Source organism: Sphingomonas guangdongensis (assembly GCF_900199185.1).
Lineage (GTDB): Bacteria > Pseudomonadota > Alphaproteobacteria > Sphingomonadales > Sphingomonadaceae > Sphingomonas > Sphingomonas guangdongensis.
The window spans coordinates 343,141-357,610 of the sequence record NZ_OBMI01000002.1; the positions used below are offsets into that span (position 1 = coordinate 343,141).

Sequence of the window (14,470 nt, forward strand, 5' to 3'; positions counted from 1 at the left end):
GTTCGGCAAGGGAGGTTGGCGGTGGCGATCACGCGGCGCACGCTGGTGTACGACGGCCCGGGCGGCCCCTTCGAGGGAGTGGTGGCGTGGGACGACGCGGTGGCAGGACAGCGACCGGGCGTGATGATCGTGCCCAACGTGCTCGGCCAGAAGGAGGCGGACAATCGCACCGCCGAACGGCTGGCCGCGCTCGGCTATGTCGCCTTCGCCGTCGACCTGTACGGACAGGGCAAGCGGACGACGCGAGAGTCGCCCGATCCGGCGGTGTACATGAACGCGCTGAACGCTGACCGCGCGTTGCTGCGCGACCGGCTTCACGCGGCACTCGCGGCGCTGCATGGGCTGCCGGAGGTCCATCCGGACCGGACAGCCGCCATCGGCTACTGCTTCGGCGGCAAGGCTGTACTCGACCTTGCACGCGCCGGTGCCGCTGTGTGCGGCGTGGTGAGCTTCCACGGCATCTACGATCCGCCGCCGTACGAGGTCTCACGGATCGGCGCGAAGCTGCTGGTCTGCCACGGCTGGGACGATCCGCTCAGCCCGCCCGACAGCCTGGTGGCGCTCGGCCACGAGCTGACCCGGGCGGGTGCGGACTGGCAGGTTCACGCTTATGGCCACACCGGCCACGCCTTCACCGACGCGAGCGTCGCGGCAGGCGGCCGGGCGGGTTTTGGGTATCAGCCCGACAGCGACCGTCGCAGCTGGGCGGCAGCGGTCGGGTTCCTGGCAGAAGTGTTTACCTAGCCGTCACCCCAGCGCGCGCTGGGGTCTGTGGCCGCGAGCGCGCGTTTGCGGAGGGAGATCCCGGCCTTCGCCGGGACGGCTAGATGTCGTCAATCATGCCCGCCAGCGTGTCGAGGCAGCTGTGCGCCAGTCGCTTCGACCGCTCGCCGTCCCAGGCGCGGACGGGGTCGGGATTGGCGTCGTGATCCTTGAACGGCATCTCCAGCGTCATCGCGACCGCGCCAAAGCGGTGCGCGACCTGATTGGTCGACATGCTGAGGTTCGCGCGGCCGGGTGCCGCCTTCTCGTAGCCGAGCTCGAGTTGGAAGTCGGGCGTGGCTGCCGCCAAGCGCTGTCCGTACGCGTAGAACTTCGCGCCGAGCTCCTCGCTCCACGATTCGATCCCCTCGAACCCGGCGAGGAAGTTGGCCGGGATCGCCTCGTCGCCGTGGACGTCCATCGCGAAGGCGACGCCCGTCCGGTCCATCGCCGCGAGCACGCACTTCACCTCCGGGCTGCGCTCGTCGGAGGGGGCGTGCCACTCGCGGTTGAGGTTCACCCCCGCGGCATTGGTGCGCAGATGCCCGCGGAAGGTGCCGTCCGGGTTCATGTTGGGGACGAGATGCAGCGTCGCTTTCTCGCGGAGCGCGGCGGCCACAGCGTCGTCCGGATCGATCAGCTTCTCGATCGCGCCTTCCATCCACCACTCGGCCATCGGCTCGCCGGGGTGCTGGCGCGCGTAGAACCAGACGTGCTTGGGGCCGGTGCCGACCTCCAGGCAGTCGATCGCGCGGCCATCGAGGCTCTGCCCGAGCTCGCGGTGGGTGACGCCGGGTGCGCGCGCTGCGCGGGCGACCAGCGCATCGTGACGGTCGAGCGGGTACGGGGCAAAGTAGGCGAACCAGGCGAGTTCCGTGTCGAACCGGTGCGTCCAGGTCAGCACGCCGTTCGTGTAGGTCGTGTCGGGTGCCACTACCCAGTCCTGCCGGTCGGTCGACACGCGCGTGCGATAGTTCGGCCAGCCGCCCGGGTAGGCGGACCGCGCGCAATTGGTGATGCGGAAGGTCAGCGTGCGCCCCGCGGCGCCCGCCACGCGGAAACAGAACCACTGGTAGAAATCGGAAAGGTGATCGGTCGCGATTTCCAGCGTCACCGTGTCGCCGTCGATCCCGGTCACGCGAATGTTGCCGCTGTCGAACGCGGCGTTGATGCTGATGCTCATGGCACGCTGGTAGTGATCCCTGACTCGCCGGGAAACCCCTTCATTAGTGCCGCCGCCAGCCGCTGCGCGGTCGCGCCGGGCTGGTTGTCCGGGCCGGACAGACCGGTGCGCTGCGCGCGCCCCTCCCACACGACCGTGCCGTCGCTGCGGCGGCGTAGCTGCACCGCGAGCTCGGTCGCGAGCACGTCGCGGGTCTTGCTGCCGAAGCCGGTGCTGAGCCCGCCGCCCACGCCGCCGCCACGCCCGAAGCTGCCGCCGCCCAGCCCGATCGAGAATTTGGGCGGGGTGCGGACCTGGCCCTGGCTGGTCCGCAGAAACGAGACGCCGGCGATGTACTGCGACGAAGTGCCCGACGGTGTCGGCGCGAAGCCGATCCGCGCGAGCTCGCCCGCGACCGCATCGGCGTAGGTCTGGTATTCGGGGCTGATCGCGGTGCCCGATCCGGTCAGCGGCTCGACCACGACCGATCCCGGTGCGATCGCTGTGCCCAGGTGATAGCGGGTAACGTCGGTCGGTCCACTGCTATCACCGGTCGTGGCGCAGCCGGCGGTGGTGGCGGCGAGGGCGAGGGCGGCAAGGGCGAGGCGCATCGGCGTGGGGTCTCCTGTGCATCTTCCAATCGCGGATGTGCGCCGAAGTTCCGCTGCCCACCTTGACTCCGCACGGGGGCGTGGATAGGCGGGCGCCTCATTTTTCAAGCTCACTCGAACACGAACGGCCGCCGCCATGAAGATCGTCAACTCGCTCAAGTCGCTCAAGGATCGTCACCGGGACAACCGCGTGATCCGCCGTCGCGGCCGCATCTACGTCATCAACAAGACCAACCGCCGCTTTAAGGCGCGCCAGGGCTGAGCGACGCGCCAGCCCCGTCCGCCGTCATCTTCGACGTCGGACGGGTCCTCTACGACTGGGACCCGCGGTTCCTCTACGAGCGTCTCATCCCGCCGGGTGAGGCGCTCGATGCGTTCCTGCGCGACGTGGTCACGATCGAATGGCACTTCCAGCATGACGAGGGCCGCAGCTTCGCCGAGACCTCGGCCGAGCTGATCGAACGCTTTCCAGAGCACGCCGACCTGATCAGGCATTGGGGTCCGCGCTTCCTGGACAGCATCGGGCCGGCCATCCCCGGCATGCACGAGCTGGTCGCGGAACTCGACGCCGCGGGCGTGCCGTTGTTCGCGATCACCAACTTTTCCGCCGAGTTCTGGCCACCGTTCCGGGCGCGGGAGGCGGCGCTGTTCGACCGGTTCCGCGGCATCGTGGTGTCGGGCGACGAGCGACTGGTGAAGCCCGATCCCGCGATCTACCGCCTGGCGCTCGAGCGCTTCGGGCTGGAGCCGCACGCGGCGGCGTTCATCGACGACAACCGCGCCAATGTGGAAGGGGCGGCGGCGCTCGGCATACGCGCAATCCACTTCACAGACGTCGCAAGCACGCGCGCGGCGCTGCGTGAGGTGGGGTTCGCGGTCTGAAACTCTCTTCTCGTGCAGGGAAGAAACCCTAGCCGTCACCCCAGCGAACGCTGGGGTTTCTGTCGGCCCGGGCGGACCCGGCCGCGAGCAATGCCAGCACCGCCGGCATGACGACTTGAGCCCTACGCCCCCTTATACCCCTTCAGCTCGTCGCCCATGATCCGGACGACGTGGAGAACGTTGGTCGATCCCGGCGTCTTGAACGGCACGCCCGCGCACACGATCACCTGATCGCCGGCCCCCGCCATGTTGTGGCGCAGGATCATGCGCTTGGCCTTGGCAACCATCTCCTCGAAGCTCGCCACATCCTTGGTGTGGACGGCGTGAACGCCCCACAGCAGCCCCAGCCGCCGCGCCGTCTCCAGTCGCGGGGTGAGCACCATGATCGGCACGGAGGGACGCTCGCGCGCGATGCGGCGGGCAGTCGACCCGGACGAGGTGAAGCACACGATCGCCTTGGCGGAGACGGTGACGGCGATCCCCTTCGCCGCCTCCGCCAGTGCGTCCGCGGTGGTCGGGTCAGGCTTGGTGACCGTGAAGTGGACGCGGTCGCCGTGGCCCGGATCGAGCTCCACAGAGGTCGCGATCGAATTCATCATGGAGACGGATTCGATTGGCCAGGCACCCGCCGCGCTCTCCGCCGAGAGCATGATCGCGTCGGCCCCGTCGTACACCGCGGTGGCGACGTCCGACACCTCCGCGCGGGTGGGGGAGGGCGAGGTGATCATCGATTCGAGCATCTGGGTCGCGACCACCACCGGCCGCCCCAGCCGCCGCGACACCTCCACGATCCGCTTCTGGAGGGGCGGCACGCTTTCTGGCGGCAGCTCGACGCCCAGGTCGCCGCGCGCGACCATCACGCCGTCGCAGTGCTCGACGATCTCCTCCAGCCGCGCGACCGCGCTCGGCTTCTCGATCTTGGCGAGCAGCGCCGCCTTCCCCTCGATCAAGCGGCGGCCCTCCGCCAGATCCTCCGGGCGCTGGACGAAGCTCATCGCGATCCAGTCGACCCCTGCGTCGAGTGCGAAGGCGAGGTCGCTCCGGTCCTTGGGCGTGAGTGCTGCTAGCGGCAGCACGACGTCGGGCACGTTCAGCCCCTTGCTGTTCGACAGCGCGCCGCCGACCACGACCTCCGTCACGATCGTGTCCGCGTCGTGCTCCAGCACGCGCAGCACCAACTTGCCGTCGTCGAGCAGCAGCCGCGCACCCGGCTCGATCGCGGCGAAGATCTCCTTGTGCGGCAACTCGACGCGGCGCGCATCGCCGGGCTCGGCCGAGCGGTCGAGCAGGAAGCGCTCGCCCGTCTCCAGCATCACGCGCCCGTCGGCGAACTTGCCGACGCGCAGCTTCGGCCCCTGCAGGTCGGCGAGGATGGTGGTCGGCCGCCCCAGCGCCTTCTCGATCGAACGGATCGCCTGAATGACTGGGCGCTTCGATTCCTGGTCGCCGTGGCTCATGTTCACGCGGAACGCGTCCGCCCCCGCCTCGAACAGGCGCGTGATCATCTCGGGCGTGCTGCTGGCCGGACCCAGCGTCGCGAGAACGCGGACCTTGCGGCTGCGGGGACGGATGGTGGCGGTCATGGTTACCTCTCGCACTTGTGCGGCACGCCCTAGCCACTATTCGGAGGCGATCAACCGGGAGAATGCGTGGTGACGGACGAACTCGATCGGCTGGACGACCGCGCTGCCGCCGCCGCATTTCGCCGCCTGGTGCGGCACCTGCGCCACCGCACCGACGCGCAGAACGTCGATCTGATGAGTCTGGCGGGGTTCTGCCGCAACTGCCTGTCCGATTGGGTGGGCGAGGCCGGCGGTCTCGACAAGGAGGTCGCGAGGGCCGCGATCTACGGCATGCCCTATGCCGAGTGGAAGGCGCGGCACCAGGCGGAGGCCAGCCCCGAACAGTTGCAGCGCATGAAGGACAGCGTGGCCAAGAACGCGGCCTGACCGTCGTGCCAGCGTAGGCTGGCATCCATGTCTGTGGCGGGATGGGGTGAGGTCGCGTCCAGTAATTGACAGACATGGACGCCAGCCTTCGCCGGGGTGACGGTGACCTGGAAGCGACAGAGTGCTTGTCGCGACTGCGTTCGCCCGCCTAACCTCCGCCGCAACAAGGGGGAGGTTTACCATGAAGCATCTGATCACCACCGCGCTCGCGCTCGCCGCCGCGCCGGCTGCGGCGCAAACGGCACCTGCGCCGGGGCCAAAGGTCACCTACATCCACGCCGGGCAGCTGCTCGCGACGCCGGGGCAGGCGCCGCGCGGCAACTCCACGATCGTGGTGCGCGGCGGCAAGGTGGCGGAGGTCCGCGACGGCTTCGTGGCGCCGGCGGACGGTGCGACGCTGATCGACCTCAAGGATCGCTACGTCCTGCCAGGCCTCATCGACATGCACGTCCACTTCTACTCGTCGGGCTATCCGATGAAGTCGCGGTTGGACGGATCGGGCAAGGACAAGGAGGACGCCTTCGTCGATGCCGCCAATGCCGCGCGCGCGACGCTGCTGACCGGCTTCACTACCGTCCGCGACCTGGGCGCGCCCGAGCCGCGCGGCATCCGCGCGCTGCGCGACGCGATCGCCCGCGGCGATCTGGAGGGGCCGACCATCGTGAACGCCGGGCGGATGATCTCCGTCACCGCCGGCCATGGCGACGCCAACGGGCTGAAGGAGGATTACGCCCACGCCGAGCGGGCCGACGCCGACCACCTCTGCAACGGCCCCGACGACTGCCGCCGGGCGACCCGCGAGCAGATCTTCACCGGCGCGCAGGTGATCAAGTTCGCGGCATCGGGCGGGGTCGGCAGCAACATTGCCGGGGGCCTCGAGGCGCAGATGACGCCGGAGGAGATGAAGGCGATCGTCGACACCGCGCACGCCTTCGGCCGCAAGGTGACCGCGCACGCCCACGGCAAGTCCGGGATCGATGGCGCGCTGCGCGCCGGCGTTGATTCGATCGAGCACGGCAGCTTCATCGACGCCGAGACGATCGCGCTGTTCAAGCAGAAGGGCGCGTACCTCGTACCCACCATGCATGCCTTCGAGAGCGTGATCCGACAGGGCCGTGCGGGCGAACGCCCGCCCGCGTCCGTCGCCAAAGCCGAGGAGGTCGCAAAGGTGGTCAAGGACAGCCACCGTCGCGCGATCGCGAGCGGTGTGAAGATCGCGTTCGGCACCGATTCGGGCGTCGGCCCGCACGCCACCAACGCGCTGGAGTTCGGCTACATGACCGCGGTCGGCATGGCGCCTGCGGTCGCGATCCGCACCGCGACGGTCGATGCCGCCGCGCTGCTCGGCCGCGCCGACCGGATCGGCCGCATCGCGCCCGGCATGGATGCGGACATCATCGCGGTGGCGGGCGATCCGGTCGCCGACGTCGCGCGGCTCAACAGCGTCGATTTCGTCATGCAGGGCGGCACCGTCCGCAAGCAGGCAGGCGAGCGCGCGCTTTTCCCGGCGCGCGACTGACCGCTTGATGCGGGCGGGCCGGATCGCCTAGACGCGCCCGCCACACGGATTGGAGAACAAGAGTGACCGACAACGTATCGGCCGAACAGCTGCGCCTGCTGATCGAGCGCATCGAGCGGCTGGAGGAGGAGAAGCGCGGCGTCAGCGACGACATCAAGGACGTCTATGGCGAGGCGAAGGCGACCGGGTTCGATCCCAAGATCATGCGCGCGATCATCCGCCTGCGTAAGATGGAGAAGCACCAGCTCGACGAGCAGGACGCGCTGCTCGAAACCTATCGCCAGGCGCTGGGCATGGCGTGACGCTGGCGCCTGGAGGCGCTAGGACGACGGCACGCAACACATGAAGAGCGATCAATGGCAGGCCATTCCAAGTTCAAGAACATCATGCACCGCAAGGGCGCGCAGGATAAGAAGCGCTCCGGCCAGTTCTCCAAGCTCAGCCGAGAGATCACGGTCGCGGCCAAGATGGGTTTGCCCGATCCCGACATGAACCCGCGCCTGCGCGCCGCGGTCAACGCCGCCAAGGCCGCGTCAATGCCCAAAGACAACATCCAGCGCTCGATCGACAAGGCGAGCCGGGGCGATGCCGAAAACTACGAGGAGATCCGCTACGAGGGCTTCGGCCCCGGCGGCGTGTCGCTCATCATCGAGGCGCTCTCCGACAACCGCAATCGCACCGCGACCAACGTCCGCACCGCCGTCAGCAAGAACGGCGGCAATCTGGGCACCGCGGGGTCGGTCAGCCACGGCTTCGACCGGGTCGGGCTGATCACTTATCCGGCGAGCGCCGGCGATGCAGAGAAGGTGTTCGAGGCGGCGCTGGAGGCGGGTGCCGAGGACGTGACGTCGGGTGAGGACGGCCACGAGATCTGGACGGAGCAGGGCAGCCTGCACGAGGTCGTGAAGGCGCTGGAGCCGGTGCTGGGCGAAGCGGAGGGCGCGAAGCTCGCCTGGCGTCCGCAGACCATGGTCGAGGTGGGGGAGGGCGACGCGGCCACCCTGTTCAAGCTGATCGACGCGCTCGACGACGACGACGACGTGCAGACCGTGTGGGGCAACTACGAGGTGCCCGAGGCGGTAATGGAGAAGCTCGGCTGATCATCCTCGGCCTCGATCCCGGACTCGGCACGACCGGGTGGGGGGTGATCGCGGCCGAGGGCAACCGGCTGCGCCACGTCGCCAACGGTCAGATCCGGACGGAGACGACGATGCCGCTGCCCCGCCGCCTCCACAACCTCTACGCGGCGCTGGGCGAGGTGATCCGCGCCGAGCGCCCGGACGGCGCGGCGGCGGAGCAGGTGCTCGGGAACAGCAACGCGCAGTCGACGCTGAAGCTCGGTCAGGCGCGCGGCGTGGTGCTGCTCGCCGCGGCCAATGCGGGGCTGGTCATCGGCGAGTATCACCCGAGCGTCGTCAAGAAGGCGGTGGTCGGCACCGGCGGCGCGGAGAAGGTGCAGATCCAGGCGATGGTCGGTCACCTGCTGCCGGGCGTGAAGCTCGCCGGGCCTGACGCCGCGGATGCGCTCGCGGTCGCGATCACCCACGCGCACCACCTCGCGAGTGCGCAGGCGATGGGACGCCGCCAGCTGGAGGCGCGGGCGTGATCGCGCACCTGACCGGCGTGCTCTCCGCCACCGCAGCCGACCACGCGGTGATCGATGTCGGCGGCGTCGGCTATCTGGTCGGGGCGTCGGCCCGCACGCTCTCGGCGCTGGGCGCGGCCGGCGAGGTCGTGACCGTTCACACCGAAATGCTGGTCGCGCAGGACTTCATCCGGCTGGTCGGCTTCGCGAGTGCGGCGGAGCGCGACTGGTTCCGGCTGCTTACCGGCGTGCAAGGCGTGGGCTCGCGCGTTGCGCTCGGCATCCTCTCCGCGCTTGCGCCCGACGAGCTCGCGCGGGCGGTGTCGGCACAGGACAAGGCGATGGTCGCGCGCGCGCAAGGGGTCGGGCCGAAGCTCGCCGAGCGGATCGTGCGCGAACTGAAGGATCGGGTCGGCGTGGTCGCAGTGGGGGTGCTGGGCACATCGATCGCGGCACCGGCGGGCGCCAGCGCGGATGCGGTGTCGGCACTCGCCAACCTCGGCTTTCGCCCGGCGGAAGCGAGCGCGGCGGTGGCGGCGGCGGAGGAGGAGCTCGGGCCGGGCGCGACGCTCGACGCGCTGGTGCGGTTGGCGCTCAAGAAAGCGGCGAAGTAGCCTCCTCGTCACTCCGGACTCAATCCGGGGTCCCGCTGCCTTGCCGCCGATCGAAGAAGCGGGACCCCGGCTCAGGGCCGGGGTGACGGGCTAGGACTAGCCGCTCTGGCCGCCGCTCCCCACGAAGCCGATACCCACCGCCGCTGCGACGCCGGCCAGCACAATCGCCGCAATCATCAGCACGCCGTCGCGGACCAGCAGTGCCAGGCCGAACGCCGCGATCGCTGCCATCGGCGCGGTGCTGGCGAACGGCAGCAGCTCGAGCGGCGGGACGGTGAGCGCGAGCAGCATAGATCCGACCGCCGCCACCCGCACGAACGGGCCAGTGGTGAGCGCCGGGAGGCGGCCGTGGAACCACCTGTCGAAGAACCGCGCCGTCCCGCGCAGCTTGTCCGTCGCTTTCTTGACCTTCTCCGCCGAGATGCTGCGGTTCGCGAGAAAGCCGGGCAACCAGATGTGCTTGCGGCCGAAGACCATCTGCACCGCGAACAGGATGATAATCGCCGCGAGCACCGTTGGCAGGCCGGGGATGCCGCCGATCGGCGACATCTCGATCAGCGCGGGCACGAGCAGGAACGGTCCGTAGCTGCGGTTGCCGAACGCCTCCACCGCGTCGCCGAGCGACACTTGCTCCTCCTCGTCGGCGAGCTTCTCCAGCCCGTCGAGGATGTCGCCGATACTGTGCGGATCGTCTGCCATGCCGGTGCCAAGTCGTTGCAGCCCCGCAAGGTTCCCGCCTCGACAAGCGGGCGTCGGAACAGCTAGTGAACGGCAACGTGACCGACACCGATCGCCTCCTGACCGCCGGTCGTCGCACCGAGGACGTCGACGCCGCGCTCCGGCCCAAGCGGCTCGACGAGTTCGTCGGGCAGAAGGCCGCGCGTGAAAACCTGCGCGTGTTCATCGACGCCGCAAAGGCACGCGGCGATGCGCTGGACCACGTCCTGTTCTTCGGCCCGCCGGGTCTTGGTAAGACGACGCTGGCGCAGATCGTCGCGCGGGAGATGGGGGTGGGGTTTCGCGCCACCTCCGGCCCGGTGATCGCCAAGTCGGGCGACCTCGCCGCGCTGCTGACCAACCTGGAGGACGGTGACGTCCTCTTCATCGACGAGATCCACCGCCTCAACCCCGCGGTCGAGGAAGTGCTCTATCCGGCGATGGAGGACCGCGCGCTCGACCTGATGATCGGGGAGGGGCCGTCGGCGCGCAGCGTCCGCATCGACCTGCCGCGCTTCACCCTCGTCGGCGCGACGACGCGGCAGGGTCTGCTGACCACCCCCTTGCGCGACCGCTTCGGCATCCCGGTGCGGCTGCAGTTCTACACGGAGGACGAGCTGCTTCGCGTCGTCTCTCGTGCGGCCGGGCTGCTTGAGCTCCACGTCGGCGACGACGGCGCGCGGGAGATCGCCAGGCGGAGCCGCGGCACCCCGCGCATTGCCGGGCGGCTGCTGCGCCGTGTCCGCGACTTTGCGACCGTCGCGGGGGTGGACACTGTTGACGCAGCAACTGCGGATCGCGCGTTAACCCGGCTGGAGGTCGACCGGCTCGGCCTCGACGCGATGGATCGCCGCTACCTCACGATGATCGCCGACATCTACCGCGGCGGCCCGGTCGGCGTGGAAACGCTCGCCGCCGGATTGAGCGAGCCGCGCGACACGATCGAGGAGGTGATCGAGCCCTATCTGATCCAGCTCGGCCTGGTCGCCCGCACCGCGCGCGGGCGCTGCCTGAACGGCGCGGGGTGGAAGCACCTGGGGCTGGAGCCGCCCGCAAGTGTGCAGGACGGGTTGTTCGATTAGGCGCGTATGTCCGCTTACGCCCAATAGCGGACATTCACGACCGCGACGCCGCCAACGTCCGGTTGCGTCAAATTTCCTTGATTGCGGCGCTCCTAGTTCAGGACGCGAAGGATATGCCCGATGGCCACGAGCCGACCGCCCTCCTGAACACGCCACTCGCGGCCTTCTCGGAACTGATCTTGGACTTCAGGAAACACCGACAAGCTGATTGCCTTCTCGATTGTGTCGCCTGGCTGTACTCGTTCACCTTCTGCGATCTCGATGAAGCCCATGCACATGTCGCGATCGTCGGGTCCGAAGAAGTTGTGATTTGGACGGTAACTGCTCGGGCCTTCAAGCGAATGGGTGCGTCCGCCCTGCTCTGGGGTCAGAAAGGCTATTCGCGCTAGAACTCGGACCCAATCACCGTTCATCGTCTGACTATGCCCTGCTGAAAGCAGCGCTGCAACCAACGTCCGCTTTCCACCAGAGCCGGCCATTCGGCACAGCGAGGCAGCGAACGTCCGCTTTCGCCCATTACCGTACATTCGGTGCCATAAGGAATAGGCGACTAAGCTGCTCCTCACCGTTCCAGCCAGGAGGGGGATTGCCGCTGCCCAGCCAAGGAACTGTTCCACCCCAATCCTTCCGATAACTGCGCAGGAGGTCTCTCACGTCATCAGGAGAGATGGCGTCACCATCGTCGTAGCCAGGCTCCCATAGGCAAGCTTCGCAGATGAAAATGCGCATCCCGTGGTGGTCATTGTACTGCGGGATCTGAAGCTCCGTTGCGAAGCCGCACGCGGGGCAGAGCAGCTGTCCGTCCTCGCCTCGAATGTTGAACTGCGTAAATCCCGGCAAGAGATCACCTAATATTCGATGTCCGCTTTCCACCAGTAGCAGACATTCGACGCAGCCACCCGATCGCACATCCGGGGTTACACCCCGACCGCCATTCGGTTAACAGCCGCGCAATGACGGTCACCGCCGACCAGCTGCCGCTCGACGGGCGGTTCGAGGGAGCCGAGCACCTGTTTCCGGTGCGCGTGTTCTTCGAGGATACCGACCTGTCGGGCGTGGTCTACCACGCCAACTACCTGCGCTACGTCGAGCGGGCGCGATCGGCGATGCTGCGGCTGGCCGGGGTGGACCAGCGTGCGACGCATGAGGCGGGTGAGGGCGTGTACGTCGTGCGCGACGTGCACATCCGCTACGCCGCACCCGCGCGGTTCGAGGATGTGCTGCTGGTGCGCTCAAGGCTGATGCAGGTGCGCGCGGCGGCCGTTCATATTCATCATAGAGTCATGCGCGGGGACGTCATGCTGGTGGACGCGCGGGTCGAGGCGGCGTTCGTCGCTCCCACCGGTCGGCCGCGTCGCCAGCCGGCCGAGTGGGTGGCGGCGTTCGAACGGCTGACCTGGACGGGGAACAAGGGAGAGACATGGAACTGATCGCCAACGCCGACGCCGCGACCCTGTCGCCGGTCGCGCTGTTCCTGCAGGCCGACTGGGTGGTGAAGGCGGTGATGCTGGGGCTGCTCGCCGCCAGCATTTGGACCTGGGCCATCATCTGGAGCTTCATCCGCCGCCTCGGCCGTGTGCGGCGCGAGACCGAGCGGTTCGAGAGCGATTACCGCAAGGCCGCGGACATCGACGCGTTCCACAAGGCGGAGGCCGAGAGCGCACTGCCGGTCGCGCGCGTGTTCGCCGCCGGGGTGGCGGAGTGGCGCCGCTCCACGGCGGGGCGCGTGGTCGACCGCGAGGGCACGCGCGAGCGCCTGGCGACGGCGATGGGCGCGGCCGCCGCGGCTGAGATCGACTCGCTCTCCGACCGGCTCAACGTGCTCGCGACCGTCGGGTCGGTTGCGCCGTTCGTCGGGCTGTTCGGGACGGTGTGGGGGATCATGCGGTCGTTCACCGCCATCGCCAGCCAGAACAATTCGTCGCTCGCGGTGGTGGCGCCGGGCATCGCGGAGGCGCTGTTCGCGACCGCGATCGGGCTGTTCGCGGCGATCCCGGCGGTGATCGCGTACAATCGCTTCAGCCACTCCATCAACCGGGTGGAGGCGCGGCTAAATCGCTTCGCCGACGGCTTCCACGCGACGCTCTCGCGGCAGCTGGATTCGGATCGCTGACGCGATGGCGATGAACCTTCCTTCGCAGCGTGGGCGCGGGCGACGCGCCCCGGTCGCGGACATCAACGTGACGCCGCTGGTCGACGTCATGCTGGTGCTGCTGATCATCTTCATGGTGACGGCACCGCTGTTGACCGCGGGCGTACCGGTGAACCTGCCCGACAGCCGCGCGAAATCGCTGGAGCAGGAGGACAAGCCGGTCGACATGGCGATCGACAGCGACGGCCGCATCTTCATCGACAAGACGGAGGTGACCGCGACCTTGCCCGAGAGCCTGGCCGCGATCGCCGGCCGCGCGCCTGCCGACAAGCCGCCGCAGGTCATGCTCCGCGCCGACCGCGCGCTCGATTACGGCCGCGTCATGCGGGTAATGGGCGAGCTCAACAGCGCCGGGCTCAACCGCGTGTCGCTCGTGACCAGTGTCGAGGGCGGCGCGGACTGATGGAGCGGGCGGAGAAGGTCGGGCTGGGAGTCGCCGCGGCGGGGCATGTCCTGCTGTTCGGGCTGCTCTCCGTCGGCTTTCTCGCAACCCCCAATCCGCTGAAGCTCGAGTCCAAGCCGATCGATATCTCGCTGGTGGACGAGGTCGCGCTGGAGAGCGCGTCGCCGGCGACGACCGAGGCGCCCGCACCGTCCGAAGCGCCCGACACCGGCCCGCCAGAGGATAGTGCGCCCGTTCCGGCCGAGGCGCCGCCGGAGCCGGTGCCCGCACCGCCGCCGCCCGCACCGACCCCGCCGCGCCCGGTGCCGCCCAAGCCCGAGCCGCCGCGGCCAGCGCCGCCCAAGCCGGCGCCGAAGGCCGCGCCCGCACCCGCCAAGCCCGCGCCGAAGGCTGCGCCGAAGACCCCGGCCAAGGCCGCGCCGAAAGCCGCGCCCAAGGCGGCACCCGCGCCGGCCAGCAAGGCGCCGCCGTCCAAACGCCGCTCGTCGCTCGCGCCGCCCAACGTCACGCCCGAGCGCGCCGGGAGCAACGCTGCGTCCAAGTCGAACCGTCCGCGCGGCTCGCTGCTCGGTGACGATTTTCGCAAGAGCCTGGCGACGTCCGCCGATCGCGGTACCGGCCAGACCGCGCGCACCGTCAAGGTCAGCGCGACTGCCGTCGCGGGACTGGGCGACGCGATCGCGCGCCAGGTGCAGCCCTGCGCCAACCGTATCCCCAACCCCGGCCCGGGCGCCAATCGCATCCGCTCCAAGCTGCGCATCCGGATGGATCCGGACGGCTCGCTCGCCGCGCGTCCGGTGCTGACCGGGCAGAGCGGGGTGGATGAGGAGAACCGCCGCTACGCGCAGCGCGTGGGCGAACTCGCCGCCGCGGCGGTGATCCAGTGCGCGCCGTACAAGCTGCCCGCCGAGCTCTACAAGGGCGGGTGGGAAGACATCATCATCAACTACCGGCTGCCGGGATGAGGATAGCGCGTTACGAACCACGGCCGTTCGTGCTGAGTAGAGACCGAGCCTGGCGAGGGCTCGTGTC

At 69.1% G+C, this 14,470-nt stretch carries 19 protein-coding genes; 14 read left to right on the forward strand and 5 right to left on the reverse strand.

Annotated features, from left to right (window positions below; genetic code table 11):
- Positions 1-21 precede the first annotated feature (21 nt).
- On the forward strand, positions 22-744 hold the full coding sequence (locus CRO12_RS08745; protein ID WP_097063675.1) for a dienelactone hydrolase family protein: 723 nt from the start codon (positions 22-24) through the stop codon (positions 742-744).
- A 79-nt stretch (positions 745-823) separates the two neighbouring features.
- Here CRO12_RS08745 and CRO12_RS08750 read toward each other — a convergent pair whose 3' ends face one another.
- Together CRO12_RS08750 and CRO12_RS08755 are read right to left on the reverse strand one after the other, a co-directional pair.
- A complete protein-coding gene (locus tag CRO12_RS08750; protein WP_097063676.1) occupies positions 824-1,945 on the reverse strand; it encodes a M14 family metallopeptidase in 1,122 nt (373 codons plus the stop codon).
- Positions 1,942-2,535: a DUF4136 domain-containing protein gene (locus tag CRO12_RS08755; RefSeq protein ID WP_097063677.1), complete on the reverse strand. Its 594-nt coding sequence runs from the start codon at positions 2,533-2,535 to the stop codon at positions 1,942-1,944. Before CRO12_RS08755 ends, CRO12_RS08750 begins: the two co-directional genes overlap by 4 nt.
- Before the next feature lie 136 nt (positions 2,536-2,671).
- Here CRO12_RS08755 and ykgO point away from each other — a divergent pair, with 136 nt between their 5' ends.
- Both ykgO and CRO12_RS08765 read left to right on the forward strand, forming a co-directional pair.
- Positions 2,672-2,797 carry a type B 50S ribosomal protein L36 gene (gene ykgO / locus CRO12_RS08760; protein WP_055755695.1) on the forward strand — a complete coding sequence of 42 codons (126 nt, stop codon included), beginning with the start codon at positions 2,672-2,674 and terminating at the stop codon, positions 2,795-2,797.
- Complete coding sequence (locus tag CRO12_RS08765) at positions 2,794-3,417, forward strand: HAD family hydrolase (protein WP_097063678.1); 624 nt, start codon at positions 2,794-2,796, stop codon at positions 3,415-3,417. Before ykgO ends, CRO12_RS08765 begins: the two co-directional genes overlap by 4 nt.
- Positions 3,418-3,539: 122 nt before the next feature.
- On the opposite strand, the gene pyk is transcribed toward CRO12_RS08765, so the two are convergent.
- The gene (gene pyk / locus CRO12_RS08770) at positions 3,540-5,000 is read right to left on the reverse strand and encodes a pyruvate kinase (protein WP_097063679.1); all 1,461 of its coding nucleotides are present in this window, start codon (positions 4,998-5,000) and stop codon (positions 3,540-3,542) included.
- A 69-nt stretch (positions 5,001-5,069) separates the two neighbouring features.
- Between pyk and CRO12_RS08775 the strand changes: the two genes are divergently transcribed.
- The 6 genes from CRO12_RS08775 (at position 5,070) to ruvA (ending at position 9,084) form a co-directional block, all read left to right on the forward strand.
- On the forward strand, positions 5,070-5,366 hold the full coding sequence (locus CRO12_RS08775) for a DUF1244 domain-containing protein (RefSeq protein ID WP_097063680.1): 297 nt from the start codon (positions 5,070-5,072) through the stop codon (positions 5,364-5,366).
- Positions 5,367-5,547: 181 nt separating this feature from the next.
- A complete protein-coding gene (locus CRO12_RS08780) occupies positions 5,548-6,885 on the forward strand; it encodes a metal-dependent hydrolase family protein (protein ID WP_097063681.1) in 1,338 nt (445 codons plus the stop codon).
- A gap of 62 nt (positions 6,886-6,947) precedes the next feature.
- Positions 6,948-7,187: a DUF2312 domain-containing protein gene (locus tag CRO12_RS08785; RefSeq protein ID WP_097063682.1), complete on the forward strand. Its 240-nt coding sequence runs from the start codon at positions 6,948-6,950 to the stop codon at positions 7,185-7,187.
- 54 nt (positions 7,188-7,241) lie between these two features.
- Positions 7,242-7,985, forward strand: a complete 744-nt coding sequence (locus tag CRO12_RS08790) for a YebC/PmpR family DNA-binding transcriptional regulator (protein ID WP_097063683.1) — start codon at positions 7,242-7,244, stop codon at positions 7,983-7,985.
- Positions 7,982-8,491 (forward strand): crossover junction endodeoxyribonuclease RuvC, encoded by a 510-nt coding sequence (gene ruvC, locus CRO12_RS08795; RefSeq protein ID WP_097064254.1) that lies wholly within the window; start codon positions 7,982-7,984, stop codon positions 8,489-8,491. Before CRO12_RS08790 ends, ruvC begins: the two co-directional genes overlap by 4 nt.
- Positions 8,488-9,084 (forward strand): Holliday junction branch migration protein RuvA, encoded by a 597-nt coding sequence (ruvA, locus tag CRO12_RS08800; RefSeq protein WP_097063684.1) that lies wholly within the window; start codon positions 8,488-8,490, stop codon positions 9,082-9,084. The genes ruvC and ruvA overlap by 4 nt, the downstream gene beginning before the upstream one ends.
- A gap of 96 nt (positions 9,085-9,180) precedes the next feature.
- On the opposite strand, the gene CRO12_RS08805 is transcribed toward ruvA, so the two are convergent.
- Complete coding sequence (locus CRO12_RS08805; RefSeq protein WP_097063685.1) at positions 9,181-9,783, reverse strand: exopolysaccharide biosynthesis protein; 603 nt, start codon at positions 9,781-9,783, stop codon at positions 9,181-9,183.
- Between the two features lie 77 nt (positions 9,784-9,860).
- On the opposite strand from CRO12_RS08805, the gene ruvB reads away from it, so the two are divergent.
- The gene (ruvB, locus tag CRO12_RS08810; protein ID WP_097064255.1) at positions 9,861-10,883 is read left to right on the forward strand and encodes a Holliday junction branch migration DNA helicase RuvB; all 1,023 of its coding nucleotides are present in this window, start codon (positions 9,861-9,863) and stop codon (positions 10,881-10,883) included.
- Between the two features lie 92 nt (positions 10,884-10,975).
- Here ruvB and CRO12_RS17965 read toward each other — a convergent pair whose 3' ends face one another.
- A complete protein-coding gene (locus CRO12_RS17965) occupies positions 10,976-11,296 on the reverse strand; it encodes a hypothetical protein (protein WP_179640934.1) in 321 nt (106 codons plus the stop codon).
- 540 nt (positions 11,297-11,836) lie between these two features.
- Here CRO12_RS17965 and CRO12_RS08820 point away from each other — a divergent pair.
- Genes CRO12_RS08820 through CRO12_RS08835 form a run of 4 tightly spaced genes read left to right on the forward strand, consistent with a single transcriptional unit; the run spans position 11,837 to position 14,403 of the window.
- Complete coding sequence (locus CRO12_RS08820) at positions 11,837-12,313, forward strand: YbgC/FadM family acyl-CoA thioesterase (protein WP_097063687.1); 477 nt, start codon at positions 11,837-11,839, stop codon at positions 12,311-12,313.
- The gene (tolQ, locus tag CRO12_RS08825; RefSeq protein ID WP_097063688.1) at positions 12,304-12,996 is read left to right on the forward strand and encodes a protein TolQ; all 693 of its coding nucleotides are present in this window, start codon (positions 12,304-12,306) and stop codon (positions 12,994-12,996) included. Before CRO12_RS08820 ends, tolQ begins: the two co-directional genes overlap by 10 nt.
- 4 nt (positions 12,997-13,000) lie before the next feature.
- On the forward strand, positions 13,001-13,438 hold the full coding sequence (gene tolR / locus CRO12_RS08830; protein WP_097063689.1) for a protein TolR: 438 nt from the start codon (positions 13,001-13,003) through the stop codon (positions 13,436-13,438).
- Positions 13,438-14,403, forward strand: a complete 966-nt coding sequence (locus CRO12_RS08835; RefSeq protein WP_097063690.1) for a cell envelope biogenesis protein TolA — start codon at positions 13,438-13,440, stop codon at positions 14,401-14,403. The genes tolR and CRO12_RS08835 overlap by 1 nt, the downstream gene beginning before the upstream one ends.
- Positions 14,404-14,470: the final 67 nt, after the last annotated feature.

Coding starts and splice junctions, on each gene's coding strand:
- CRO12_RS08780 (WP_097063681.1), top strand. CDS start 5,548: ATGAAGCATCTGATCACCACCGCGCTCGCGCTCGCCGCCGCGCCGGCT.
- CRO12_RS08835 (WP_097063690.1), top strand. CDS start 13,438: ATGGAGCGGGCGGAGAAGGTCGGGCTGGGAGTCGCCGCGGCGGGGCAT.
- pyk (WP_097063679.1), bottom strand. CDS start 5,000: ATGACCGCCACCATCCGTCCCCGCAGCCGCAAGGTCCGCGTTCTCGCG.
- ykgO (WP_055755695.1), top strand. CDS start 2,672: ATGAAGATCGTCAACTCGCTCAAGTCGCTCAAGGATCGTCACCGGGAC.
- tolQ (WP_097063688.1), top strand. CDS start 12,304: ATGGAACTGATCGCCAACGCCGACGCCGCGACCCTGTCGCCGGTCGCG.
- CRO12_RS08750 (WP_097063676.1), bottom strand. CDS start 1,945: ATGAGCATCAGCATCAACGCCGCGTTCGACAGCGGCAACATTCGCGTG.
- CRO12_RS08755 (WP_097063677.1), bottom strand. CDS start 2,535: ATGCGCCTCGCCCTTGCCGCCCTCGCCCTCGCCGCCACCACCGCCGGC.
- tolR (WP_097063689.1), top strand. CDS start 13,001: ATGGCGATGAACCTTCCTTCGCAGCGTGGGCGCGGGCGACGCGCCCCG.
- CRO12_RS17965 (WP_179640934.1), bottom strand. CDS start 11,296: ATGAACGGTGATTGGGTCCGAGTTCTAGCGCGAATAGCCTTTCTGACC.
- CRO12_RS08790 (WP_097063683.1), top strand. CDS start 7,242: ATGGCAGGCCATTCCAAGTTCAAGAACATCATGCACCGCAAGGGCGCG.
- CRO12_RS08820 (WP_097063687.1), top strand. CDS start 11,837: ATGACGGTCACCGCCGACCAGCTGCCGCTCGACGGGCGGTTCGAGGGA.
- CRO12_RS08805 (WP_097063685.1), bottom strand. CDS start 9,783: ATGGCAGACGATCCGCACAGTATCGGCGACATCCTCGACGGGCTGGAG.